Annotated in this window: 24 protein-coding genes (1 of these 24 only partly in view); 17 read left to right on the forward strand and 7 right to left on the reverse strand. The window is 65.7% G+C overall.

Going from position 1 to position 22,430, the window contains the following annotated elements:
* Nucleotides 1-596, forward strand: the 3' end of a protein-coding gene (locus DFR51_RS00470; protein ID WP_121047100.1) for an aldehyde dehydrogenase family protein. It extends 847 nt beyond the left edge of the window; the window shows 596 of its 1,443 coding nt (coding positions 848-1,443); the start codon falls outside the window, past its left edge; it ends in the stop codon at nt 594-596.
* On the opposite strand, the gene DFR51_RS00475 is transcribed toward DFR51_RS00470, so the two are convergent.
* Entirely contained in the window at nt 597-1,034 is a 438-nt protein-coding gene (locus DFR51_RS00475) for an MgtC/SapB family protein (RefSeq protein ID WP_121047101.1), read from the reverse strand.
* Nucleotides 1,035-1,160: 126 nt separating this feature from the next.
* On the opposite strand from DFR51_RS00475, the gene DFR51_RS00480 reads away from it, so the two are divergent.
* Entirely contained in the window at nt 1,161-2,120 is a 960-nt protein-coding gene (locus tag DFR51_RS00480) for an NAD(P)H-dependent flavin oxidoreductase (protein ID WP_121047102.1), read from the forward strand.
* Here DFR51_RS00480 and DFR51_RS00485 read toward each other — a convergent pair.
* A complete protein-coding gene (locus DFR51_RS00485) occupies nt 2,094-3,752 on the reverse strand; it encodes a SulP family inorganic anion transporter (RefSeq protein WP_121047103.1) in 1,659 nt (552 codons plus the stop codon). The genes DFR51_RS00480 and DFR51_RS00485 overlap by 27 nt on opposite strands.
* A 116-nt stretch (nt 3,753-3,868) precedes the next feature.
* Nucleotides 3,869-4,327 carry a (2Fe-2S)-binding protein gene (locus DFR51_RS00490; RefSeq protein WP_121047104.1) on the reverse strand — a complete coding sequence of 153 codons (459 nt, stop codon included), beginning with the start codon at nt 4,325-4,327 and terminating at the stop codon, nt 3,869-3,871.
* 33 nt (nt 4,328-4,360) lie between these two features.
* Here DFR51_RS00490 and DFR51_RS00495 point away from each other — a divergent pair, with 33 nt between their 5' ends.
* The 9 genes from DFR51_RS00495 (at nt 4,361) to DFR51_RS00535 (ending at nt 12,124) form a co-directional block, all read left to right on the forward strand.
* A complete protein-coding gene (locus DFR51_RS00495; RefSeq protein WP_121047105.1) occupies nt 4,361-5,179 on the forward strand; it encodes a crotonase/enoyl-CoA hydratase family protein in 819 nt (272 codons plus the stop codon).
* Nucleotides 5,180-5,324: 145 nt separating this feature from the next.
* Nucleotides 5,325-6,314 (forward strand): cytochrome c oxidase subunit II, encoded by a 990-nt coding sequence (coxB, locus tag DFR51_RS00500; protein ID WP_121049520.1) that lies wholly within the window; start codon nt 5,325-5,327, stop codon nt 6,312-6,314.
* A 27-nt stretch (nt 6,315-6,341) separates the two neighbouring features.
* Nucleotides 6,342-8,003, forward strand: a complete 1,662-nt coding sequence (gene ctaD / locus DFR51_RS00505) for a cytochrome c oxidase subunit I (protein ID WP_121047106.1) — start codon at nt 6,342-6,344, stop codon at nt 8,001-8,003.
* A 9-nt stretch (nt 8,004-8,012) separates the two neighbouring features.
* Nucleotides 8,013-8,930 carry a heme o synthase gene (locus DFR51_RS00510; protein WP_243445561.1) on the forward strand — a complete coding sequence of 306 codons (918 nt, stop codon included), beginning with the start codon at nt 8,013-8,015 and terminating at the stop codon, nt 8,928-8,930.
* Between the two features lie 112 nt (nt 8,931-9,042).
* A complete protein-coding gene (locus DFR51_RS00515; RefSeq protein WP_121047108.1) occupies nt 9,043-9,633 on the forward strand; it encodes a cytochrome c oxidase assembly protein in 591 nt (196 codons plus the stop codon).
* 4 nt (nt 9,634-9,637) lie between these two features.
* Nucleotides 9,638-10,465, forward strand: coding sequence for a cytochrome c oxidase subunit 3 (locus tag DFR51_RS00520; protein ID WP_121047109.1), 828 nt, complete (start codon nt 9,638-9,640; stop codon nt 10,463-10,465).
* Entirely contained in the window at nt 10,465-10,857 is a 393-nt protein-coding gene (locus DFR51_RS00525) for a DUF983 domain-containing protein (RefSeq protein WP_121047110.1), read from the forward strand. Before DFR51_RS00520 ends, DFR51_RS00525 begins: the two co-directional genes overlap by 1 nt.
* Nucleotides 10,857-11,450 carry an SURF1 family protein gene (locus tag DFR51_RS00530; protein WP_121047111.1) on the forward strand — a complete coding sequence of 198 codons (594 nt, stop codon included), beginning with the start codon at nt 10,857-10,859 and terminating at the stop codon, nt 11,448-11,450. Before DFR51_RS00525 ends, DFR51_RS00530 begins: the two co-directional genes overlap by 1 nt.
* Complete coding sequence (locus DFR51_RS00535; RefSeq protein ID WP_121047112.1) at nt 11,447-12,124, forward strand: fumarylacetoacetate hydrolase family protein; 678 nt, start codon at nt 11,447-11,449, stop codon at nt 12,122-12,124. Before DFR51_RS00530 ends, DFR51_RS00535 begins: the two co-directional genes overlap by 4 nt.
* On the opposite strand, the gene DFR51_RS00540 is transcribed toward DFR51_RS00535, so the two are convergent.
* From DFR51_RS00540 to DFR51_RS00550, 3 genes are read right to left on the reverse strand one after another with little or no spacing between them, the layout of a single operon-like run.
* Nucleotides 12,121-12,600 (reverse strand): DUF421 domain-containing protein, encoded by a 480-nt coding sequence (locus tag DFR51_RS00540; RefSeq protein ID WP_121047113.1) that lies wholly within the window; start codon nt 12,598-12,600, stop codon nt 12,121-12,123. The genes DFR51_RS00535 and DFR51_RS00540 overlap by 4 nt on opposite strands.
* The gene (locus DFR51_RS00545; RefSeq protein WP_121047114.1) at nt 12,600-13,115 is read right to left on the reverse strand and encodes a hypothetical protein; all 516 of its coding nucleotides are present in this window, start codon (nt 13,113-13,115) and stop codon (nt 12,600-12,602) included. Before DFR51_RS00545 ends, DFR51_RS00540 begins: the two co-directional genes overlap by 1 nt.
* 46 nt (nt 13,116-13,161) lie before the next feature.
* The gene (locus tag DFR51_RS00550; RefSeq protein WP_126494545.1) at nt 13,162-13,569 is read right to left on the reverse strand and encodes a hypothetical protein; all 408 of its coding nucleotides are present in this window, start codon (nt 13,567-13,569) and stop codon (nt 13,162-13,164) included.
* Nucleotides 13,570-13,719: 150 nt separating this feature from the next.
* Between DFR51_RS00550 and thrC the strand changes: the two genes are divergently transcribed.
* The 4 genes from thrC to DFR51_RS00570 are packed head-to-tail and all read left to right on the forward strand — an operon-like array spanning nt 13,720 to nt 17,711.
* Nucleotides 13,720-15,117 carry a threonine synthase gene (gene thrC, locus DFR51_RS00555; RefSeq protein ID WP_121047116.1) on the forward strand — a complete coding sequence of 466 codons (1,398 nt, stop codon included), beginning with the start codon at nt 13,720-13,722 and terminating at the stop codon, nt 15,115-15,117.
* Nucleotides 15,114-16,340, forward strand: coding sequence for a M16 family metallopeptidase (locus DFR51_RS00560; protein ID WP_121047117.1), 1,227 nt, complete (start codon nt 15,114-15,116; stop codon nt 16,338-16,340). Before thrC ends, DFR51_RS00560 begins: the two co-directional genes overlap by 4 nt.
* Nucleotides 16,340-17,200 (forward strand): RsmD family RNA methyltransferase, encoded by an 861-nt coding sequence (locus DFR51_RS00565; RefSeq protein WP_121047118.1) that lies wholly within the window; start codon nt 16,340-16,342, stop codon nt 17,198-17,200. The genes DFR51_RS00560 and DFR51_RS00565 overlap by 1 nt, the downstream gene beginning before the upstream one ends.
* A 34-nt stretch (nt 17,201-17,234) precedes the next feature.
* A complete protein-coding gene (locus tag DFR51_RS00570; RefSeq protein ID WP_121047119.1) occupies nt 17,235-17,711 on the forward strand; it encodes a GNAT family N-acetyltransferase in 477 nt (158 codons plus the stop codon).
* Nucleotides 17,712-17,724: 13 nt separating this feature from the next.
* Here the strand turns inward: DFR51_RS00570 and DFR51_RS00575 are convergent, their stop codons facing one another.
* Nucleotides 17,725-19,206: a M23 family metallopeptidase gene (locus DFR51_RS00575; protein WP_126494547.1), complete on the reverse strand. Its 1,482-nt coding sequence runs from the start codon at nt 19,204-19,206 to the stop codon at nt 17,725-17,727.
* Between the two features lie 359 nt (nt 19,207-19,565).
* On the opposite strand from DFR51_RS00575, the gene DFR51_RS00580 reads away from it, so the two are divergent.
* Both DFR51_RS00580 and DFR51_RS00585 read left to right on the forward strand, forming a co-directional pair.
* The gene (locus DFR51_RS00580) at nt 19,566-22,085 is read left to right on the forward strand and encodes a helicase-related protein (RefSeq protein WP_121047121.1); all 2,520 of its coding nucleotides are present in this window, start codon (nt 19,566-19,568) and stop codon (nt 22,083-22,085) included.
* Complete coding sequence (locus DFR51_RS00585; RefSeq protein WP_121049523.1) at nt 22,085-22,396, forward strand: RNA-binding S4 domain-containing protein; 312 nt, start codon at nt 22,085-22,087, stop codon at nt 22,394-22,396. Before DFR51_RS00580 ends, DFR51_RS00585 begins: the two co-directional genes overlap by 1 nt.
* Nucleotides 22,397-22,430 lie beyond the last annotated feature (34 nt).

Genomic DNA, 22,430 nt, shown 5'->3' on the forward strand with positions numbered 1-22,430 from the left:
CGACGCGCATGTTCGTGCCCGCCGGGCGCATGGACGAGGCGAAAACGGTGGCGAAGGCGACTGCCGACGCGTGGGCGCCGGGCGATCCGAACGGCAACGCGCGCATGGGGCCTGTCGTTTCCGAGCTGCAGTGGACCAAGATCCAGGGCCTGATCCAGAAGGGCATCGATGAAGGCGCCGAACTCGTCGCGGGTGGCACCGGCAAGCCCGAGGGGCTGGAAACCGGCTATTACGTGAAGCCCACCGTGTTCGCGAACGTCACCAACGACATGACGATTGCGCGCGAGGAAATCTTCGGGCCGGTGATCTCGATCCTCGGCTACGACAGCCTCGACCGCGCGATCGAAGAGGGCAACGACACCGTCTATGGGCTCGCCGCCTACGTGCAGTCGACGGATATCGAGAAGGCCCGCGAGATCGCGTCGCAGCTTCGTGCCGGCCAGGTCATCATCAATGGCGCGGGCAGCGACCTGATGGCACCGTTCGGCGGCTACAAGCAGTCCGGAAACGGGCGCGAATGGGGCGATCATGCATTCGGCGAGTTCCTCGAAACGAAGGCGATGATCGGCTACGGCGAGGCGATCGCCGCCGAATAATCAGTCCTCCGCGTTCGGCGTGACCCGGTAAAGGATACGCAGCACCACAAGCACCGTGAGCCCGAGCAGTGTGCCGATCACCACGAGCGGCACCTGCCCGGCGCCGCACGCGATGCCGACAGCCGCGCAAAGCCAGATGTTGGCCGCCGTCGTCAAATTCTTCACCTTGTCGCCGCGCACGAAGATCAGTCCGGCGGCGATGAAGCCGACAGCCTGGGCGAGGCCTTCGATCGCACGCAGCGGATCGGGCTGCGCGTTCTCCCCGCGATGCGCTTCGAACAGCATCAGCGCCGAAATCACGATCATCGCAGAGCTGAGAGCAACAAGCGCGTGCGTACGCAGTCCCGCCTCGTGCCCGCGCATCTCCCGGTCGAAGCCGAACGCCAGCCCGATCGCAGTCGCGGCGCCAAGCCGCAGGGCGATGTCTTCCCACGTCATGGCTGTTTGAATTGCGCGGGCCGGCAAAGGTTCCTTGCGCTGTTTACAGCTTATCAGGAACGCGAGCTACGCGCCGCGCCGACAGCGCCGCATACTCCGGCCAATTGAAACAGCCGGGAGGTCAGAATGTCCCTTCGAACCCCGATCTGCGACCTGCTCGGCATCGAACACCCGATCCTGCTCGCCGGAATGGGCGGCGTTTCCTATGCGGAGGTGTGCGCGGCGGTTTCGAACGCTGGCGGCTTCGGATCGCTCGGCATGGCGGGCACCAGTCCCGCGTTCATTCGCGATCAGATGAAACGCGTGAGGGATTTGACGGACAAGCCCTTCGGTGTCGATCTCCTCGCCGCGCAGCCCGAAACGCTCACTGCGAGCGTGGACGTCATCATTGCGGAAGGCGCGAAGGCGTTCATTGCGGGGCTCGGCGTACCGACGCCGATCCTCGCGCAGCTGAAGGCGGCGGGCATCGTCGTCATGTCGATGTGCGGCACGGTCGGCCATGCCGTGAAGGCGGCGGCGGCAGGCTGCGACGCGGTGATCGCTCAGGGCACGGAGGGCGGCGGACACACGGGAAAGGTGGCAAGCGCGGCGCTTTGGCCGCAATGCGTCGATGCCGTCGATGTGCCGGTGATCGCCGCGGGCGGACTTTATGACGGGCGCGGGCTCGCAGCGGCCCTCGCGTTCGGTTGCCAGGGAGTGTGGATGGGCACGCGCTTCATCGCCAGCCACGAGGCGCACGCGGGCCAAGCCTACAAGGATGCGATCGTCGCCATGCACGACACGTCCACCACGATCAGCCGCGGTTTCACCGGCAAGACGCTGCGCGCGATCGCCAACGAGACGACCGATCATTTCGACAGGCACCCAGAAGAGTTGAAGCCCTTTCCGCTGCAGGCGATGGAGTCGGCGCAGGCGAATCGGCTGGGGCCGGTCGCCGGCATCCTGGATGTTGATCCGAACACCCAGTGCCTCGCGGCGGGGCAGGGCGGCGGCGGGGTCGATGCGATTCTCAGCTGCGCAGAAATCGTCGCGCGCACGCTTTCCGAGGCGGAGGCGGCTTTAGCTCGGCTCCGTGTGCTCGGCTGAGGCCATCGCGAGCGCGGCAGCATAATCTGGCGCGAAGCGCACCTTGCCGCTGCGGGGGCCAAGGCCGTTGCGGCGCAGCACCTGCGCGGGCTCGGGCTGCACGTTCGAAAAGATCACAGCCGCACCGTGCCTGTGCGCCATCGCCACGAACTCCTTTATGCCTTCAACGCCGCTTGCGTCGAGCAGCGGCACCTCGCGCAGCCGCAGGATGATCACGCGCGGCGGCTGGCCCATGCGGCGCAGCGTCTCCACGAGATCGGATGCGACCCCGAAGAAGAACGGCCCGGTGATGCGGAAAACCTCCACGCCCGGCGGCAGGTCGTCCCGCTGCGCGGCGTCCTCGGTTTCCACCTCCCGCACCGTCACCGCGACCGTGCGGCTCATCCGTTCCATGAACATCAGGCTGGCGAGCGTGACGCCGACACCGATCGCAACAGTAAGATCGACGAGCACGGTCAGCGCGAAGGTCAGCAGCAGAACGACGCGGTCGCCCCCCGGCATGGCGCGGATACGCAGCAGCCGCTCGTATTCGCTCATGCCCCACGCCACCATGAACAGGATCGCCGCGAGCGCCGCCATCGGGATATAGCCCATCAGCTTCGTGCCGAAGGCCATGAACAGCAGCAGGAACAGCGCGTGGAACATGCCCGAAACGGGCGTGCGCCCCCCGGCGCGAATGTTGGTCGCGGTGCGTGCGATGGCACCGGTTGCCGGAAGCCCGCCGAAGAGCGCCGAGGCGAGATTGGCGGCGCCCTGCCCCACGAGTTCCTGATTGGAACGGTGGCGGTAGCCGGTCATGCCGTCGGCGACGACGGCGGAAAGCAGCGCCTCGATGCCCGCAAGGAAGGCGATCGTGAACGCCGCCGGAAGCACCGAGGTCACCTTGTCGAGGTCGAGCGCGGGAATATGCGGCGCCGGAAGGCCGGACGGAATATCGGGAAAGCGCGATCCCACCGTATCGACGGGAAGGCCAAGCAGCGATACGGCAAGCGCTGCCGCCACCACGGCGACCAGGAAGCCCGGCACTTTCGGCGCCGTGCGGCGCAGCACGATGATGATGCCGAGCGCGGCAGCGCCAACGCCAAGCGTCGCGAGATCGATGGTGCCGATCGCGTCGGCATAGGCGGCGAGCTTGGGCAGGAAGTCGGCGGGCACCGCCGCCATGCGCAGGCCAAGGAAATCCTTCACCTGCGTTGCCGCAATGATGACGGCGATCCCGGCCGTGAAACCGGTGACGACGGGGTGCGGAATGAACTTGATGAGGCTGCCGAGCCGCGCGTAGCCCGCAACAAGCAGGATCGCGCCCGCCATCAGTGTCGCAAGCACCAGCCCGTCATAGCCGTGCTCGGCGATGATGTTGAACACGACGACGACAAACGCGCCCGTCGGCCCGCCGATCTGCGTGCGCGAGCCGCCGAGCGCCGAAATCAGGAACCCGGCGACCACCGCCGTCACCAGCCCCTTGTCAGGCGAGGCGCCGCTCGCGATGCCGAGCGCCATGGCAAGCGGCAGCGCGACGATGGCGACGGTAAGCCCGGCGAGCGCATCGGTGCGCAGCTGCGCAATGCCGTACCCCTCGCGAAGCACGGTGAAGAGCTTCGGCGTGAACGGAACGGGCAGGATGTCGCGCATGGGCAACCCCCGAAATCTCGCGGAATGTCGTCTTGCTAGGCTTGAATTATGGCAAAATCATCCCGGAATGTTCCGGAAAATGTGGGCAGGCTCATCAGGGTTGAAGGCGATCGACCTTATCCCTCTTTCGGCGTCCCCGCCGCGCGCAGGATCGCCTTCTTGATGCGCGGATACGTTCCGCAGCGGCAGAGGTTGGTGATCCCTGTTTTTATGTCGTCCTCGGTGGGCTTCGGCGTGTCCTTCAGAAACGCCGCCGCCGCCATGATCATGCCGGGCTGGCAATAGCCGCACTGCGGCACCTGCTCGGCGATCCAGGCCTGCTGCACGGGGTGGTTGCCGTCTTTCGAAAGCCCCTCGATCGTTGTGACGAATGTCCCTTCGATGTCCCCGATATTCACCTGGCAGCTGCGCTGTGCCTGCCCGTCGATGTGCACCGTGCAGGCGCCGCAAAGCCCTGCGCCGCAGCCGAACTTGGTGCCCGTGAGATTCATTGCGTCGCGCAGGGCCCAGAGCAGCGGCGTGTCTGCCGGCAGGTCAAAAGCGACAGGATTGCCGTTGATGGTGAAGCGAGTCATGACGAGGTGAGATTTAGACGCAGAGGTGTCCGAATGGAACTGCAAACGCTGTCGCTCGCCGTGAACGACGGAATCGCGCGCGTAACGATGACGCGGGCCGAGGCGCTGAACACCATGACGGAAGCGTTCTGGACCGAGATCATCGACGTTTTCGAGGCGATTGAGGCGGATCCGTCGGTGCGCGCGGTGCTGATCGTCTCGACCGGTCGGCACTTCACGGCGGGACTCGATCTCGCATGGGCTGGCGCGGACCTGCTCGCCGCGGGGGATGGAGAGGTCGCGCGGCAGCGGCTGGCGCTCCGTCGCAAGGTGAAGGCGATGCAGCGGAGCTTCACGGTCATCGACCAGTGCAAGGCGCCGGTGATCGCGGTGGTGCAGGGCGGCTGCATCGGCGGCGGTGTCGATCTCGTCACCGCGTGCGACATCCGCATCGGCACGGCGGACTGTTTTTTCAGCATTCAGGAGATCAATGTCGGCATTGTCGCCGACGTCGGCACGCTGCAGCGTATCCCGCACCTGCTGCCGCAGGGTCTGGTGCGGGAGCTGGCCTATACGGGGCGGCGCTTCATGGCGGACGAGGCGGTGCGCCAGGGTTTCCTGAACCGCGCGCTCCCCACGCACGATGAGGCGATTGCCGCAGGCGAGGCGCTGGCAGCGGAGATCGCGTCGAAATCGCCCGTCGCCATTCAGGGGACGAAGGCGGTGCTCAATCGTGGCCGCGACCAGAGCATTGCCGAGGGACTCGACTATGTTGCGATCTGGAATTCGGCGTTTCTGCCGGGCGCGGATCTCGGCGAGGCGATGGATGCGCAGCTTCGAAAGCGCCCGCCCCGCTTCAAGGATGCAGGGTGAACGGGCGCCGCGCTTCGCCGGAAAGCGCCGGGTGCGGCAAGCTATCGCTTGTTCACGAATCCGGGCGCATCTATAAGGCGCGCCAAATCGATTCCGTCGGTGCGTTCGCGCGCCGACCGTCCGTATGTGAACAAGTGGGGGTTTGATGCGCGGATTCAAGGCATTGGCGGTTGCTGCGGCGCTGACGTTCGGCGCCGTTCAGGCACAGGCGCAGGACGCGTCGGCTCCGGCCGCCGCCACGGCCGAGCAAGCTGCGGCTGCTCCGGTCGCGGAAACGGCGGCGCCCGCCGTCAATCTGGCGAACATGGGCACGGCGCCCGATGCAACGGTCGGTCAGCCGCAGGGCGGCTGGCACATCCAGCCGCAGGTGACCGAGCTCGGTCAGCGCGGTTCGGATTTCAACAGCGCGCTGCTGCTCATCATGGGTGTCATCACCGCCTTCGTCTTCGCGCTGCTGATCTGGTCGATGATCCGCTTTCGTCGCAGTGCGAATCCCGTCCCTTCGAAAACGACGCACAATGTGCTGATCGAGGTGGTGTGGACGCTGGTGCCCGTGCTCGTGCTCGTCGGCATCGCGATCCCCTCGTTCAAGCTGCTCGCGTCGCAGTACGATCCGCCCAAGGCCGATCTCACGATCAAGGCGACCGGTCACCAGTGGTACTGGAGCTATGAATATCCGGACCAGGGCGGTTTCGGTTTCGATTCCATTATGCTTTCGCCTGAAGATGCTGAAAAGGCTGGCGAACCGAAGCTTTTGGCTGTCGACAACCGCATCGTCGTTCCCGCCGGCGCCGTCGTGAAGGTGCTGCTGACCGCGTCGGACGTGATTCACAGCTGGGCGGTTCCGGCCTTCTGGGTGAAGATGGATGCCGTTCCGGGCCGCGTGAACGAAACCTGGTTCAAGACCGATCGCGAAGGCCTCTACTACGGCCAGTGCTCGGAGCTTTGCGGCACCAAGCACGGTTTCATGCCGATCGCGGTCGAAGTCGTGTCGAAGGACAAGTTCGATGCCTGGGTCGCCGCGCGCCAGGCCGATGCCGGCGTCGAGGTCGCGGCTGCCGCGCCTGCGGCTGATGCCGCCGCCGCCCCCGCTGCACCGGAAGCGGCGCCTGCCGCTGCCGCTGAAACGCTTTAAGATCAAGTTCGGGTAGGAACGACACTCATGGCCGAGACCACTGCCGCCCACTACGACGCTCACGGCGATCATGCCCACGCGCATCATGACGATCACCATACGCCGGGCTTCTTCGCTCGCTGGTTCCTGTCCACGAACCACAAGGACATCGGGACGCTCTACCTGATCTTCGCGATCGTTGCGGGTATCATCGGCGGCGCGATCTCGGGCGTTATGCGCCTCGAACTCGCAGAACCGGGTATGCAGTATCTGCCGGGCTGGGTCGGCGGCAACGTCGACGCGGCGTATCACATGTGGAATGCGTTCATCACCGCGCACGGCCTCATCATGGTGTTCTTCATGGTCATGCCCGCGATGATCGGCGGCTTCGGCAACTGGTTCGTGCCGATCATGATCGGCGCACCGGACATGGCGTTCCCGCGCATGAACAACATTTCGTTCTGGCTGATCATCCCCGCCTTCCTGCTGCTGCTTGCCTCGATGTTCGTCGAAGGTCCGGCGGGCTTCAAGGGCGCGGGCACGGGCTGGACGGTCTATCCGACCCTGTCGACGAGCGGTCATCCGGGGCCGGCGGTCGACCTTGCGATTTTCTCTCTGCACCTCGCGGGCGCGTCGTCGATCCTCGGCGCCATCAACTTCATCACCACCATCTTCAATATGCGCGCGCCGGGCATGACCCTGCACAAGATGCCGCTGTTCGTATGGTCGGTGCTGGTCACCGCGTGGCTGCTGCTGCTCTCGCTCCCGGTTCTCGCCGGCGCGATCACCATGATGCTGACGGACCGCAACTTCGGCACGACGTTCTTCGATCCGGCCGGCGGCGGCGATCCCGTACTCTACCAGCACCTGTTCTGGTTCTTCGGTCACCCCGAAGTGTACATCATGATCCTGCCGGGCTTCGGCATCGTCAGCCAGGTCGTATCGACGTTCAGCCGCAAGCCGGCCTTCGGCTATCTCGGCATGGCCTATGCGATGGTCGCGATCGGCTTCATCGGCTTCATCGTGTGGGCGCACCACATGTACACGGTCGGCCTCGACGTGAACGTGAAGCTCTACTTCACGGCTGCGACGATGATCATCGCGGTGCCCACCGGCATCAAGATCTTCTCGTGGATCGCCACGATGTGGGGCGGCTCGATCAGCTTCGAAACCCCGATGCTGTGGGCGATCGGCTTCATCATCATGTTCACGCTCGGCGGCGTCACGGGCGTTGTGCTCTCGAACGCCGGCGTCGACACGATCATGCACGACACCTACTACGTCGTGGCGCACTTCCACTACGTGCTCTCGCTCGGTGCCGTGTTCGCGCTGTTCGCGGGCTTCTACTACTGGTTCCCGAAGATGTCGGGCCGGATGTACAACGAGTTCCTTGGCAAGCTGCACTTCTGGGTCTTCTTCATCGGTGTGAACGTGCTGTTCTTCCCGATGCACTTCCTGGGTCAGGACGGCATGCCGCGCCGCTACCCGGATTATCCGGATGCGTTCGCCTACTGGAACCACATCGCGTCGCTCGGTTACGTGATCATGGCCGTCGGCATGGTGTTCTTCTTCGTGAACATCATCATCTCGCTGATTGGCGGCAAGAAGGCTGCCGATAATCCGTGGGGTGAAGGTGCAACGACGCTCGAGTGGACGCTGTCCTCGCCGCCGCCGTTCCACCAGTTCGAAACGCTGCCGGAAATCAAGTAAGGCACACTGGTGGCCAGCGTACCCGCAGTTTCCGTCACGCCGGTCAGCGACTTCGCTGACTGGCGCGACTATTTCGCGCTCTTGAAGCCGCGCGTGATGACGCTTGTCGTCTTCACCGGGCTTTGCGGGCTGTTGGCGGCGCCCGGCCATATCCACCCGGTGATCGGCTTCACGGCGGTGCTCTGCATCGCCGTCGCGGCTGGTGCCTCGGGCGCGCTCAACATGTGGTACGAGGCTGATCTCGACGCGCGAATGAAGCGTACGGCGAACCGTCCGATCCCGGCTGGGCGCATCGATCCGGCTTCGGCCTTCGGCTTCGCCGTCAGCCTTGCCATCGGCGCTGTCGCGGTGATGGCGCTGGCCGTGAACCTTGCCGCCGCCGCGCTCCTCACCATTTCGATTCTGTTCTACGTGTTTGTTTACACGGTCTGGCTGAAGCGCCGCACGCCGCAGAACATCGTCATCGGCGGCGCGGCCGGCGCCTTCCCGCCGGTGATCGGCTGGGCGGCCGTCACGGGTGATGTGACCGCGCTCCCCGTTCTCCTCTTCGCGCTCATCTTCCTCTGGACGCCCCCGCATTTCTGGAGCCTCGCGCTCTTCGTGCGCGGCGACTATGCGAACGCGGGCGTGCCGATGCTGCCCGTCACGCACGGCGCGCGCGTAACGCGCAACCAGATACTCGCCTACACGCCGCTCCTCATCGGTGTCAGCCTCGTGCCGTGGGCGATGCGCCTCACCGGTGCGATCTACGGCGTGACGGCGGCTGTCCTCGGCGCAGTGTTCATGGCGCTTGCGATCGCGGTGTTCCGCAATGACGCGACCGATCCCGCCGCGATGCGGCCGGAACGCCGTCTCTTCGCCTTTTCCGTCCTTTATCTCTTCGTCATGTTCGGCGCGCTTGTCGCCGATCGCTGGCTGCTGGCTTGATCATGGCGGACGACGACCTTCAGAAAAAGCGGAAGAGCCGCAATTTCGCACTCGGCGCGGTGCTCATCGGGCTCGCCGTGCTGTTCTACGCCATCACGATCGCGAGGATGGGATGAACGGCGAGCGCGGTATCCGTCGCACCGGCCTCATCGCCGGGGGCGTCGCAGTCGCGATGCTCGGCCTCGCTTATGCGAGCGTGCCGCTCTATCGCCTGTTCTGCCAGGTCACCGGTTTCGGCGGCGCCACGATACGCGTGGATGAAGATGCCGCGCCGAAGGTGGTCGACAAGGTCATCAAAGTACGCTTCGACGCGAATGTCGCACCCGGCCTCGCCTGGACTTTCAAACCCGTGCAAACCCAGGCGACGATCCGCATCGGCGAGCGCAAGATGGCCTTCTATCAGGCGACCAATCTCACCGACAAACCGATCACCGGCATGGCGACCTACAATGTCTCGCCCGATACCGCCGGCGGCTACTTCATGAAGATCCACTGCTTCTGCTTCGATCAGCAGACGCTGCAGCCCGGCGAGACGGTGGACATGCCGGTCAGCTACTACATCGACCCGGCGATTCTGGACGACCAGAGCGCCCGCCGGATCGATGAGATTACGCTCAGCTATACCTTCTTCCCACAGGAAGAAGAGACGAATAAGACAGCAGCCAATACGGCCGTAAAGGCGGCCGACGGAACACAGGGGTAAGACCATGGCCGGTGCCAAGAACCACGACTTCCACATCCTGCCGCCGAGCCCGTGGCCGCTCATCGGTGCTTTCTCGGCGCTTACGATGGCAGCCGGCGGCGTGGGCTGGATGCATGAGCAGGCGTGGGGCGGCTGGGTCTTCTTCCTTGGCTTCGCCTTTGTGCTGTTCACCTTCTACAGCTGGTGGTCGGATGTGATCCGCGAAGCGAACACGGGCGATCACACGCCGGTCGTGCAGCTGCATCACCGCTACGGCATGATCCTGTTCATCGCGTCTGAAGTGATGTTCTTCGTTGCGTGGTTCTGGGCCTATTTCGACGCCGCGCTCTATCCGGACACGGGCGAGGCGGTCGGCGGCGTCTGGCCGCCGCACGGTATCGAGGTGCTCGATCCCTTCGTCTATCCGCTGCTCAACACGCTCATCCTGCTGCTCTCGGGCACCACGGTCACGTGGGCGCACCATGCGCTGATCCACGGCGACCGCGAAGGGCTGAAGAAGGGCCTCTGGCTCACCGTCATCCTCGGCTTCATCTTCTCGTGCGTGCAGGCGTATGAATACAGCCACGCCGCCTTCGGCATGGCGGGCAACATCTACGGCGCCACCTTCTACATGGCGACTGGCTTCCACGGCTTCCACGTCATCGTCGGCACGATCTTCCTGATCGTCTGCCTTATTCGCACCTACAAGGGCGACTTCACGCCGAAGCAGCACTTCGGTTTCGAAGCGGCCGCGTGGTACTGGCACTTCGTCGACGTCGTGTGGCTGTTCCTCTTTGTGGCGATCTACGTCTGGGGCAGTGATTTCGGCGCGGCTGTCGTCGCGGGTCACTAATGGCTTCGGGCCCGGACGGCGTCGGCGCTGTCGACCCGGTTCGGGCCGCGCTTAAGGGCTGTTGCCCGCGCTGCGGCAAGGGCAGGCTCTATCGCAATCTCCTGGAATTCACGGATCGCTGTCCGGCGTGCGGGCTCGATATCGCCGGCTTCAATGTCGGCGATGGGCCAGCCGCGTTCCTGATCTTCCTGCTCGGCTTCCTCGTTGTCGGCCTCGCCATGTGGCTGGAATTCGGCGTGCATCCACCGTGGTGGGTCCACGCGCTGCTCTGGCCGCCGATCCTCGTCGTACTCACCGTGTGGGGCCTGCGCGTCGGCAAGGCGATCCTTCTCGCGCTCGAATTCCGGAACGAGGCCGCGGAAGGCCGGCTTAGCGACAAGCCGGACGCCTGATGCGCCTGCCGCTTCTGCCGACATTGATGGTCACCGTGATGGTGCCGGTGATGATCGGCCTCGGTTTCTGGCAGTTGCACCGCGCGGGCTGGAAGGCCGATCTGCTCGTGCGGCTGGACGCGCAGGCGAAGCTGCCGGTTCTCGAAACCGCCCGTCTTTCCGATGATCTGGAATTTCGCCGCGTCCGCCTAATGGCGGATTGCCCCGATCCATCCGTGAAGGGCCGCAGCGGCAAGAACGCGGCCGGGCAGGTCGGTTTTTCGATGCTCCTGCTGTGCAGCGCCGCGGCGCAGCCGATCTTTGTCGATGCTGGCTGGTCCGATCGCCCCGATGGCTGGACGAAGCTGGCCGCGCCGTGGCCGCCCAAGGGCGCGTTCGCCGTTACCGGCACGCTCGTCCGCACGGGCGGGGCCGGGCCGCGCTACACGCTCGTCTCCGAAGCTGCGCCCGCGCCGTTGGTGCCGAGCGCGCCGCCGTCGCCCGAAGATATACCCAACAACCACATGGCCTATGCCGTGCAGTGGTTCGCTTTCGCGGCCACGCTGGGCATCATCTATGCGGTTTACGTGTCGCGGCTGAGACGGGGGAAATGATGGCTTTACCGAAGGTCGAGGTGCCCACGATCGCGATTGCCGGCACGACGCAGCGCTTTCCCGTGCGGCGCATTTTTTGCGTCGGGCAGAACTATGCGGATCACGCGCGTGAGATGGGCGGGAGCCCGGATCGCGAGCAGCCCTTCTTCTTCTCTAAGCCCGCCGATGCGGTAGTCGAAAGCGGTGCGACGCTGCCGTTCCCGATCCAAACGAACAATCTCCACCACGAGGTCGAACTCGTCGTCGCGCTCGGAGCGGGCGGCAGCGATGTCGCCGTTGCGGATGCTGGCGCGATGATTTTCGGCCACGCCGCCGGAATCGATCTCACCCGCCGCGATCTGCAGGCGGATGCGAAGGCGAAGGGTCGCCCATGGGACATGGCGAAGGGCTTCGATGCCTCCGCGCCTGTCGGCGCGCTGACGCCAGGCGCACCGCCCACCGCGGGCGCGATCACGCTCCGCGTGAACGGCGACCTCCGGCAGAACGGCGACCTCTCGCAGATGATCTGGAACGTCGCCGAGGTGATTTCCAAGCTCTCCTCTTATGTCGCTCTCGCCCCCGGCGACCTCATCTTCACCGGCACGCCCGCCGGTGTCGGTCCGATCCTGCCGGGTGAAACGCTCGTCGCGGAAATCGCAGGCACGGCGCCCGTCGAGATTCGCTTCGAACCTTAAATCGGATCGTTGTGGTCCTTCTGAACCAAAGTTCCGCCGTCGGATTTGATAAAGCTGATTTTGCCCTGCGGCTCGATGATCGCCCACGCCACATCCTTCAACGAAGCGATTCCCGCGAGGCGCATTTCTGATTCCAGCTCAGCGCGCGTCACCCGATCCCGCCGCAGATTCTCGGCGATGATCGTGCCGTCCCGTATGACGACGCGCGGTTTGCCGTCGAGCAGACATTCCATCGCGGGAGACAGATAGGTAATCCAGCTGAGGAGCAGCGCCAGAAAACCGAAAGTGGCGACCGCGAGCAGTGCGCCCGTCAGACTAAAATCGTTGTGCGTCACACCTTGCTGGATGAGATCGCCCATCACGATCATCACCAGCAACTCGAAAGGGGTCAACTGGCCGAGCTCCCGCTTTCCGAGCAGGCGCAGCAGCAAATAGAGGATGACGAAAACGGCCGAGGCGCGAAGTACGATATCCATCAGGGACGCACCTCTAGCCGTGTGGGCAGCGCGGCGAGCGGCGTCTCTCCATCGTAGAGCGTGATACGGCCAGTCGTGCCGCCGAAGAGCGCCGGATTGACCTGCCCGTCCACCTTGATGAAGAGCGTGTCACCTGCCGCCAGCGGCGCGTATTCGAAGCGGTAACCGCCGCGTCCGTAATTTTCATCGGCCGCAGGCATCATCGTATTGATCGTCAGCTCATGCCAGTAGCTTGGGGAGATCGCAATCACGGGCCGCGGGATAGCGCGCGCGGCGTCGATGCGCATCCGCATCTCGAAGACCATGCCGCTGCGCGCAATTCCTGGGGCTTCCAGCGTCAGCCGTGCTTTCGGACCTACCACGCTCTGCGACGGATTTGGAAAGCCGCCGAGTGCGCCCGAAAACGCGACCAGCATGAGGGCAGAGAGAACGAGGAGAGATAGCGGATTGGCGCATCGCAGCCCACGATGCGTGACATGCGTTTGCGTGATGCCGTCCGGGTAGCGGTCGCCCATGTGTCTCTCCGGGGGCACAATCCCGGAAGGGGCGGAAAGTTCCCGGTCAGGAAAGCGCGACGCCGCCGTATACTGCGGCCGGGTAGCGCCCGACCAGCAATTGCCGGGCGCGCCGGATCGAGCGGATCGGCGGAAGCGCCGTCACGTCTGTCGAAACCGCGGGCGCGACCGGGCGCAGGAATGCTGCATCGAGCGCCGCGTGGTCGATGCCGTCGGTTGTTTCCGCTGGAAATCGGCGGCGTAGGCCCTCGCTCTCGTGCGCGCGCGGGAGAATCCGTGCCTTAAGGCGACGACCGACCGAAACCCGGATGGGGAGGCCCGCGGAGACCTTGATCCAGCTGTTCCAGCTGATGCCCGCGCGGCGCATGATCTCGCTCTGCGATCCGGTAAGCGGCGCGATCTCCGCCACCAACGCCGGGTTCACGATGCACATTCCGGGTCTGCCGCGTGTCACATCCACTCTCCTCTCTCTGGTCGTGTATGAAAGCCGCGGTCCGGCGCGTGCCCATATTTTCTGTTTTCCGGCCCATGAAGATCGGGAATAGCGTCGGATTGTGCGCTATATGTTGCGATGCCCTCCGCTTCCCGATAAGTCCGCGCGGTTATGCGGTACATCAGCACGCGCGGGGGAGCACCCGCACTCGATTTTCGGGGCGTCACGCTCGCCGGTCTCGCGTCGGACGGCGGCCTTTACGTGCCGGAGGAATGGCCGGTCCTGTCGAAGGACGAGATCGCCGCGCTCTCCGGCCTCAGCTATGCCGACACGGCCTTCGCGATCTTCCGCCGCTTCACCGGCGATTCGATCGCGGCTGCGGACCTGAAGCGCCTGATCGATGAAGCCTATGCGAGTTTCGATCACGCCGCGGTGACGCCGCTCGTGCAGCTCGATGCGCGGCACTTCCTGCTCGAGCTTTTCCACGGCCCGACGCTGGCGTTCAAGGATGTCGCACTGCAGTTCCTCGGCCTGCTGTTCGAGCATTTCCTGAAGGACGCCGGCCGTCATCTCACGATCGTAGGCGCCACCTCGGGCGACACCGGCTCTGCCGCGATCCAGGCGCTGGCGGGCCGCGAGCATGTCGACGTGTTCATGCTGCACCCGGAAGGCCGCGTCAGCGACGTCCAGCGCTGCCAAATGACCACTGTGATGGCGCCCAACATCCACAACATAGCGATTTCCGGCACATTCGACGACGCGCAGGCGATGGTGAAGCGCATGTTCGGCGACACGGATGTCACAAGCCGCTTCGAGATCAGCGCGGTCAATTCGATCAACTGGGCGCGTCTGATGGCGCAGGTCGTCTATTATTTCTACGCTGCCGTCCGCCTCGGCGCACCGCACCGCGAGGTTGCCTTCTCGGTGCCGACGGGCAATTTCGGTGACGTGTTCGCTGGCTATGTCGCGGCGCGCATGGGGTTGCCCGTCGCGCGGTTGATCGTTGCGACCAACATCAACGACATCCTGCACCGCGCGCTCTCCGCCGGAGATTATTCCGCCGGCACGGTCACCCCCACCGCGGCGCCCTCGATGGACATTCAGGTGTCGAGCAATTTCGAGCGCCTGCTGTTCGATCTTGCAGGCCGCGACGGCGGGAAGCTCACCGCGATGATGCACGCGTTCGACGCCTCGAAAGTGCTCGAAATCCCCGCCGACATGCGCGCGCGCGCCGCCGAGCATTTCACCAGCTGCCGCGTGGACGAGGACGAGATGGCGCTCACGCTGCGCTGGGCGTCTGAAAAGGCCGGCAACATCATCGATCCGCACACGGCGATCGGCCTTGCCGCCGCGCGTGCGGTTGATCTCGATCCCGCCATCCCCGTCGTCACGCTCGCAACCGCGCACCCCGCGAAGTTCCGCGATGCCGTGGAGCGCGCGACCGGCGTGCGACCCGTGCTGCCTGCGCGCCTCTCGGGCCTTTTCGACCGCGAGGAGAGCTTCACGTCGCTCCCCGGCAATTATGCCGCCGTCCGCGATTTCGTCACGGCGAGGGCTACGCCCAGATGATGCGCCTCTCGATCCTCGCGAACGGGCTTCGCGTGGCGACGCGCGAGATGCCGAGCGTCGAGACGGTGTCGGTGGGCCTGTTCGCGGACATCGGGTCGCGCCACGAGCGCACGCGCGAAAACGGCCTCGCGCACCTCTTCGAGCACATGGTCTTCAAGGGCGCGGGCGGGCGCAGTGCACGCGCCATCGCCGAAGCGATCGAGGATGTCGGCGGCGAGCTCAATGCCGCGACGAGCCGCGAGACCACCGTATTCTCCGCACGCCTGCTGGCGGAAGATCTCGCGCTCGGCACCGGCATCATTGCCGATCTCGTGCGCCTGCCGCATTTCGACGATGAGGAAATCGAGCGCGAAAAGCGCGTGGTGCTTCAGGAGCTCGGCGAGGCGCGCGACACGCCGGGCGACATTATTTTCGATAATCTGCAGTCGGTCGCCTTTCCCGGCCAGCCGCTCGGCCGCTCGATCCTCGGCGACGAGGCGAGCGTGGGCGGCATCACGCGCGCCGATCTCATCGGCTGGCAGCAGCGCTACCGGCCGGCCGGGCTGATCCTGGTCGCGGCGGGCAAGGTCGATCACGACATGCTCGTCGATCTCGCCGCCGTGCGCTTCGGCGATCTCGTCCACGCCGAGCCCACGCTTCCCGAGCCCGCGACTTTCGTCGGCGGGCTTTCGGCGGACCCGCGCCCCTTCGAGCAGGCGCATCTCGCGCTCGGTTTCGCCGCGCCGCGTGCGCTCGCGCCCGATTATTTCGCCGCGCGACTGTTCGCGGAGGCCGTGGGCGGCGGCATGTCCTCGCGCCTGTTCCAGTCAGTGCGCGAGGAGCGGGGCCTTGCATACAGCATCTACGCTGCGCTGCAGTCCTTCGACGATGCCGGGCTGTTTTACATTTACCTAGCCACGGAACGGCGCGAGGCAGCAGCGGCGATGGCGCTCGTGCGTGATGAGCTTGCCGGCGCCGTGACAAGCCTTCAGCCCGCCGAGCTGGAACGCGCCCGTGCGCTCGTGAAGGCCGGGCTGCTCATGAGCCTTGAAAGCACCGAGGGGCAGGCGAGCTATGTAGCGCGGCAGCTCGCGCTCTGTGGCCGCCTCGTCGAGCCTGCAGAGGTTGTCGCCGAAATCGATGCCGTGACGCTGGAGGCCGCCCGCGCCGCGGGGCATTCGATGCTTGCCGGGGCGTCGGCGCGCGCCTCTGTGGGAGCTGCCGAGAAAGCGCTCGCGGCCTGATGGCACTCGAAACGCTCGTCACCGATCCGTGGGCCGATTTCGGCCTCGTCGACAGCGGTCATGGCCGCAAGCTTGAACGTTATGGCCCATGGCGTTTCATCCGCCCGGAACCGCAGGCGATGTGGGCGCCAGCTACTCCCGATTGGCGTGCCGACGGCGAGTTCGTCGGCGGATCGGATGCAGACGGCGGCGGACGTTGGACGCTTTCACCGAAAGTCCCGCCCAGCTGGCCGCTTTCGCGCGGCAACGTCAAGTTCTGGGCCTCGAACACGCCGTTCCGCCACCTCGCCTTCTTTCCGGACATGGCGCCCCAGTGGGATTGGATCGAAAGCCACATCGCTCCGGGCGACGAAGTGCTCAACCTCTTCGGCTACACCGGCGTTGCCAGCCTCGTGATGGCGGCGAAGGGCGCGCGCGTCACGCATGTCGATGCGTCGAAAAAGGCGGTCAGCGCAGCGGTCGAAAACCAGAAGCTCTCGGGCCTCGGTGACGCTCCCATTCGCTGGATCATCGACGACGCGCTCAAGTTCGTGGAACGGGAGGTACGTCGCGGACGTCGCTACGCCGGCATCATTCTCGATCCGCCCAAATACGGCCGCGGGCCGAAGGGCGAGGTGTGGGAGCTCGATGAAAAGCTCGCCGCACTGATGGCGGCGTGCGCAGCGCTCCTAGACGAAGGCTCGAAGTTCCTCGTGCTCACGGCCTATGCCGTACGCCTTTCCGCTATCGCCATCGCGAACGTCACCGAAGAGGTCACGCGCCCGCTTGGCGGCAGCGTGCAGGCGGGTGAAATGACGATCCGCGAGGAAGCGCGGGGGCTGCTGCTGCCCACGGCGATCTTCGCGCGCTGGTCGCGGTGAGCGAAGCCCACCACGTTTTCCGCTTTATGCTGTGATGGGCACAATCCTTGTCGAACTCGTGCGTACGCTCGGCGCGCTTGAGGCCATCCGGCTGCTGTTTCGTGAGTATGAGGCATCGCTCGATGTCGATCTCTCCTATCAGGATTTCGAAGCCGAACTCGCCGGTCTGCCCGGCAAGTACGCGCCGCCTGGCGGTGAGCTGCTCCTCGCGGCAACGGCGGACAGGCATCCTCTCGCCTGTGCGGCGCTGCGCGCGATGCCGTGGGATGGTGCGTGTGAAATGAAGCGCCTCTTCGTTCGTCCGGAAGCGCGGGGCACTGGCGTCGGCAGGGCGCTTCTTGATCGCCTTATCGAAACGGCCCGCCTGCGAGGCTATCGGGAGCTATGGCTGGATACAGTGCCCACGATGCACGCCGCTCAGCAGCTTTATCGCCGCCATGGGTTCACGCAGGCCGAGGCATATTACGAGACGCCCGTCGCGGGAACGGTCTTCATGCGGTTGGAACTGTAAAGGCTACGGGCCTTTACGCGTCGTGGCTTACCGCGATCGGCTTCATCTGCCGCATACGCTGCAGCTCGGCCTTGAAGCGGGCGAGTTCCTGGCCTTCCAGCTGTTCCTGAATCGGCAGCTTGGCGGAGCGCGGGTTCACGGGGCGACCGGCGACGTGGACTTCGTAGTGGAGGTGCGGGCCGGTCGAAAGGCCGGTGGAGCCGACATTGCCGATCACGTCGCCCGCGCCGACGCGCTGGCCGCTGCGCGATGCAATGCGCGAAAGGTGGCTGTAGGTGGTGACGATGCCGTTCGCGTGGCGCACCTGCACTTGGTTGCCGTAGCCGCCGTTGCGGCCCGCGAAGATCACCGTGCCCGGCGCGGTGGACATCACCGGCGTGCCGCTACGCGCCGCGAAATCGACGCCCGCGTGCATCCGCGCACGCTTCAGGATCGGGTGGAAGCGCGTGCCGAAGCCGGAGCTGAAACGCGCGCCCGCCACCGGCGACTTGATCATGCCCTCGACGGCCGAGGAGCCGTCGGCGAGGAAGAACTTGGTGCGGCCGTTGTGGACCCAGCGCAGCAGCTCGACATCGCGCTTGCCGCCGAGCTTCGCATAAATGAGGTTGCCCGTCTCGGTCTCGCCGGTTTCGGCACGGCGGTGCTCGACGACCATCTGGAAGCTGTCGCGCGAGCTGACGTCCCGCTGGAAGTTCACCTTGGGGCTCAGCGCCTTGATGTAGCTCGCGACGACGCGGCTCGGCAGGCCGAAGGCGCGCGCGGACTGGTAGAGGCTACCGCCGACATCACCTGCAACGACGAGCGGGCTGTCGTCGACCGCGATCTCGTCGCGCGTCACGATCAGGTCACCGGCCTGGCTGCGGTTCACTTCAAGGCGCAGGTCGAACGCGGCACGGAAGGCGAGTGATTCGAGCGGGCGCGGCTGCGACTTGTCGCTGCGGCGGCCGAGCACGAGGTCGATCGTGGCGCCGGGCTTCAGCGATTTCACGTCCGTATGGCCGGCAACGAGCAGCGACACGTTGGCGATATCCGCTGCGGAAACGCCGGCACGGCGCAGCGCGCCGTTGAAGCTGTCCACATCGCGCAGGCGTGCGGTCACTTCGATGCGCGGGCGCTCCGGCGGCTCGGCGAGCGCGGTGACGCGGGATGTGGGCTGGTGAAAGGCAAGGCCCTGCGACGTCTGCGCGAGCGGGGCGATGGAAACGGTCTCGAGCGCGGCAAGCTGCGTGGGCGCGAGTTCGGGCTGAACGGGCTGAACGAGCGGCGCCGGGTTCAGCGCAACGGTCGCCGCAACACCAAGCATCGCGCCGAGTGTGCCCATGCCGCGCCACCAGCGCTTCGAGCCGATATCTGCGCCGAGATCCACGACAATGTCGGCCCCGCGCATACCGGACAGGCGCGCGGCAGGCTTTGCGGACGCAAAGGGACCCTGCGCCGAAGCCGCCGGGATGGAGAATGTCGCGCCTTCAAAAGCGCGTGTGGTGGGTTGAAACACGAAGCCCCCGCCTCAAATTTTCAACGCAGATGTTGCCCTTGACGCTGGCAACCTATCTGCGTGCGACCCATCAATTTGGAATTGGCCGAAAATCGACCGTTCCCCGCGAGCCGCAAAGTGTCGTTCAGGGTGCTTAATGTCAATTTAACACGGGGGGTTAAGCGGCGTGGCTGCGATGAAACGACAGGATTCGAGCGGCGAGCCGTTGGACGCACACGAAACGATTCGTTTCATCGTTTCGTCGCTTGCGTGTCGCAGGGATCAGTGACACCATATGTTGTGTTTTAGGGAGATGTGCTGTTTCGTGAGTGCAATGCACCGAAACCTTCGCCTGAAGATCCCGGTCAGGAAGCGCGCCCATGAGCGGCACTGACCGCTCCGTCACTGCCGTTCTCGGGCCCACCAACACGGGCAAGACCCACCTCGCCGTCACCCGTATGTGCGCCCATTCCAGCGGCATGATCGGCTTTCCGCTGCGCTTGCTCGCGCGCGAGGTTTACGACCGGGTGGTGCAGATCAAGGGTGCAGCGCAGGTCGCGCTCGTCACCGGCGAGGAAAAGATCGTTCCCGATGGCGCGCGCTATTTCCTGTGCACGGCGGAATCGATGCCGGTGGGCAAGGATGTCGCCTTCGTGGCGCTCGACGAGGCGCAGCTCGGCGCGGACCCAGAGCGCGGACACGTGTTCACCGATCGCCTGCTCCATGTGCGCGGCCGCGACGAAACGATGATCCTGGGGTCGGACACGATCCGGCCTATCGTGCGCGCCCTGCTGCCCGACGCTGAAATCGTCGGCCGGCCGCGGTTCTCGACGCTGAGCCACGTAGGGCCGAAAAAGCTCTCGCGCCTGCCCAAGCGCAGCGCGGTCGTCGCGTTCAGCGCGGAGGATGTCTATGGCCTCGCCGAGATGATCCGCCGCCAGAAGGGCGGCGCGGCGGTGGTGATGGGCGGGCTGTCGCCGCGCACGCGCAATGCGCAGGTGGAGCTCTATCAGTCCGGAGAGGTCGATTATCTGGTGGCCACCGACGCCATCGGCATGGGCCTCAACATGGATATCGCGCACGTCGCCTTTGCCGCGCTCACCAAGTTCGACGGCAAGCGCGTGCGGCGGCTGCGGCCCGCCGAAATGGCGCAGATCGCCGGCCGAGCCGGGCGCTATCAGACCGACGGCAGCTTCGGGCCGCTTGCGGTGGCCGATGACGACGGGCCGGCGTTCGAGGCGAGCGAGGTGGAGGCGATTGAGGCGCACACGTTCCCGGCGCTCGACCGGCTGGTGTGGCGCAACGCGCGGCTCGATTTCGGCTCGCTCGGGCGGCTCATCGCCTCGCTCGGCGTGCGGCCGGAGCACGCACGGCTCACGCGGTCCGACGACGAGGTCGATTTCCAGGTGCTGAAGCGCCTTGCTCGCGAAGACTGGATAATCGAGCGTGCGAACAGCCCGGCGCGGCTGCAGCGGCTGTGGGCGGTGTGCGGCCTCCCGGATTACCGCAAGACCGGGCCGGATACGCACGCCCGCTTCATCGCGCGCATCTTTGGATATCTCACCGAGGGCACGGGGCGGATTCCTACGGATTGGGTCGCGGCCGAGCTGGCGCGGCTCGATGATGTGCAGGGCGATATCGAGATGCTGGCGAACCGCATCGCGGCGGCGCGCACGTGGACGTTCGCGGCGCACCGACCGGACTGGCTCGTCGATCCGCAGGCCTGGACGCAGCGTTCGCGCGAGATCGAGGATCGGCTTTCGGATGCGCTCCACCAGCGGCTGACGCAGCGCTTCGTCGATCGCCGCACCTCGGTGCTGATGCGCGAGCTTTCGGCGCGCGGCCATCTGCTGCCCACCGAGATCGACGAGGACGGCGCCGTCGTCGTCGGCGGCGAGGCGATCGGACGGTTGACCGGTTTCCGTTTTGAAACCGATCCGGCTGCGCGGGCGGGTGAAAAGCGCCGGTTGCTTGCTGCTGCGGAACGCCGCCTTGCAGGCGAGCTGGTGCGCCGCGCGGGGCTGCTCGCGTCCTGCGAGGATGGGGCGCTCGCGCTCGAATTCAACGGGTCGCTGCCCCCGCGCATTCTCTGGAACGGCGCGCGCGTCGGCTATCTCTCGCGCGGCCCCGATCCGCTTAGCCCGCGTGTACGGCTCGATCGTAGTCTCGCGGATCTCGATCCCGCTTCGCGCGGCGCTGTGCGCGCCCGGCTTGAAACATGGTTCGCCGGGCGTGTCGAGCGCCACCTCGGCCCGCTCCTGAAGCTCAAGGCCCGCGTCGACCGAGACGCCTCCCCGGCGCTCCGCGGCCTCGTCGTCCAGCTGACGCAGGGTCTCGGTTGTCTCGCTCGCGCCCCCACGCTTCCGCTCCTCTCCGACCTTGGCGAGGTCGACAACGCTCTCCTCTACAGAAGTGGTGTCCGGGTCGGTGCCACCCACGTCTACTTCCCCGATCTCCTCCGCCCCGAGCCGACGCGCTGGCGCCTTGCGCTCTGGGCTGTTGCCCAAGGCCTCGAATCCGCTCCGCCGCCGCCGGCCCCGGGCCGTGTCTCCGTGGCCATCGACGAGAACGCGCCCCGCGCTTTCTACGAGGTCGCCGGCTTCTGGCCGATCGTCACCGACGCCGTCCGCGTCGATATGGTCGAGCGGCTGGTGAAGGCGATGCACAAGCAGCGCCGTGGCTCCGCGCCCTTCGTGCCCGATGCGCTCTGGATACAAAGTCTCGGCATTTCGCAGAAGAGCTTCAGCCAGCTGATGCGCGCGCTCGGCTACCGTAGCCTGCAGCAGGAAGGCCGTACGACCTTCGCGTGGCGAGGAGTGCCGGCGAAGCGCCCTGCGCCCCGCGCCGCGCCGCAAAGCCATTCGCCCTTCGCTGTTCTCGCCTCCATGAAGAAAGGATGATGCCCTTGGTATTCGGACCCGCGCTTCGTCTCGATAAATGGCTCTGGTACGCGCGCTGCACCCAGTCCCGCAGTGAGGCGCAGAACCTGTGCGAAAGCCGTCGCCTCCGCATGGACGGCCGCGTCATAGACCGCGCCTCGGCGCGGGTGCGGCCCGGCGCCGTGCTCAGTTACACGCGCGGGGGAGAGGTGCACATCGTGCGGGTGGAAGCGCTTGCGGAACGGCGCGGCCCCTATTCGGAGGCGCGCCAACTCTACACCGATCTCTCGCCGGAATCAGGTGGATTGACGCCGGCCACTGTCGCTGTGTAGCAGACGCGGGAAACACGCCGTTCGTTTTTGAAGG

This window comes from Sphingosinicella microcystinivorans (assembly GCF_003634215.1).
In the GTDB taxonomy this organism is placed as follows: Bacteria; Pseudomonadota; Alphaproteobacteria; order Sphingomonadales; family Sphingomonadaceae; genus Sphingosinicella; species Sphingosinicella microcystinivorans.

What these genes read in the sequence shown, in the direction of transcription:
- DFR51_RS00565 (WP_121047118.1), top strand. Translation starts at nt 16,340, where the DNA reads ATGGCACTCGAAACGCTCGTCACCGATCCGTGGGCCGATTTCGGCCTC.
- DFR51_RS00535 (WP_121047112.1), top strand. Translation starts at nt 11,447, where the DNA reads ATGATGGCTTTACCGAAGGTCGAGGTGCCCACGATCGCGATTGCCGGC.
- DFR51_RS00530 (WP_121047111.1), top strand. Translation starts at nt 10,857, where the DNA reads ATGCGCCTGCCGCTTCTGCCGACATTGATGGTCACCGTGATGGTGCCG.
- DFR51_RS00525 (WP_121047110.1), top strand. Translation starts at nt 10,465, where the DNA reads ATGGCTTCGGGCCCGGACGGCGTCGGCGCTGTCGACCCGGTTCGGGCC.
- DFR51_RS00585 (WP_121049523.1), top strand. Translation starts at nt 22,085, where the DNA reads ATGCCCTTGGTATTCGGACCCGCGCTTCGTCTCGATAAATGGCTCTGG.
- DFR51_RS00540 (WP_121047113.1), bottom strand. Translation starts at nt 12,600, where the DNA reads ATGGATATCGTACTTCGCGCCTCGGCCGTTTTCGTCATCCTCTATTTG.
- DFR51_RS00580 (WP_121047121.1), top strand. Translation starts at nt 19,566, where the DNA reads ATGAGCGGCACTGACCGCTCCGTCACTGCCGTTCTCGGGCCCACCAAC.
- DFR51_RS00480 (WP_121047102.1), top strand. Translation starts at nt 1,161, where the DNA reads ATGTCCCTTCGAACCCCGATCTGCGACCTGCTCGGCATCGAACACCCG.
- DFR51_RS00515 (WP_121047108.1), top strand. Translation starts at nt 9,043, where the DNA reads ATGAACGGCGAGCGCGGTATCCGTCGCACCGGCCTCATCGCCGGGGGC.
- coxB (WP_121049520.1), top strand. Translation starts at nt 5,325, where the DNA reads ATGCGCGGATTCAAGGCATTGGCGGTTGCTGCGGCGCTGACGTTCGGC.
- DFR51_RS00570 (WP_121047119.1), top strand. Translation starts at nt 17,235, where the DNA reads ATGGGCACAATCCTTGTCGAACTCGTGCGTACGCTCGGCGCGCTTGAG.
- DFR51_RS00495 (WP_121047105.1), top strand. Translation starts at nt 4,361, where the DNA reads ATGGAACTGCAAACGCTGTCGCTCGCCGTGAACGACGGAATCGCGCGC.
- ctaD (WP_121047106.1), top strand. Translation starts at nt 6,342, where the DNA reads ATGGCCGAGACCACTGCCGCCCACTACGACGCTCACGGCGATCATGCC.
- DFR51_RS00560 (WP_121047117.1), top strand. Translation starts at nt 15,114, where the DNA reads ATGATGCGCCTCTCGATCCTCGCGAACGGGCTTCGCGTGGCGACGCGC.
- DFR51_RS00520 (WP_121047109.1), top strand. Translation starts at nt 9,638, where the DNA reads ATGGCCGGTGCCAAGAACCACGACTTCCACATCCTGCCGCCGAGCCCG.
- DFR51_RS00490 (WP_121047104.1), bottom strand. Translation starts at nt 4,327, where the DNA reads ATGACTCGCTTCACCATCAACGGCAATCCTGTCGCTTTTGACCTGCCG.
- DFR51_RS00545 (WP_121047114.1), bottom strand. Translation starts at nt 13,115, where the DNA reads ATGGGCGACCGCTACCCGGACGGCATCACGCAAACGCATGTCACGCAT.
- DFR51_RS00485 (WP_121047103.1), bottom strand. Translation starts at nt 3,752, where the DNA reads ATGCGCGACATCCTGCCCGTTCCGTTCACGCCGAAGCTCTTCACCGTG.
- thrC (WP_121047116.1), top strand. Translation starts at nt 13,720, where the DNA reads ATGCGGTACATCAGCACGCGCGGGGGAGCACCCGCACTCGATTTTCGG.
- DFR51_RS00475 (WP_121047101.1), bottom strand. Translation starts at nt 1,034, where the DNA reads ATGACGTGGGAAGACATCGCCCTGCGGCTTGGCGCCGCGACTGCGATC.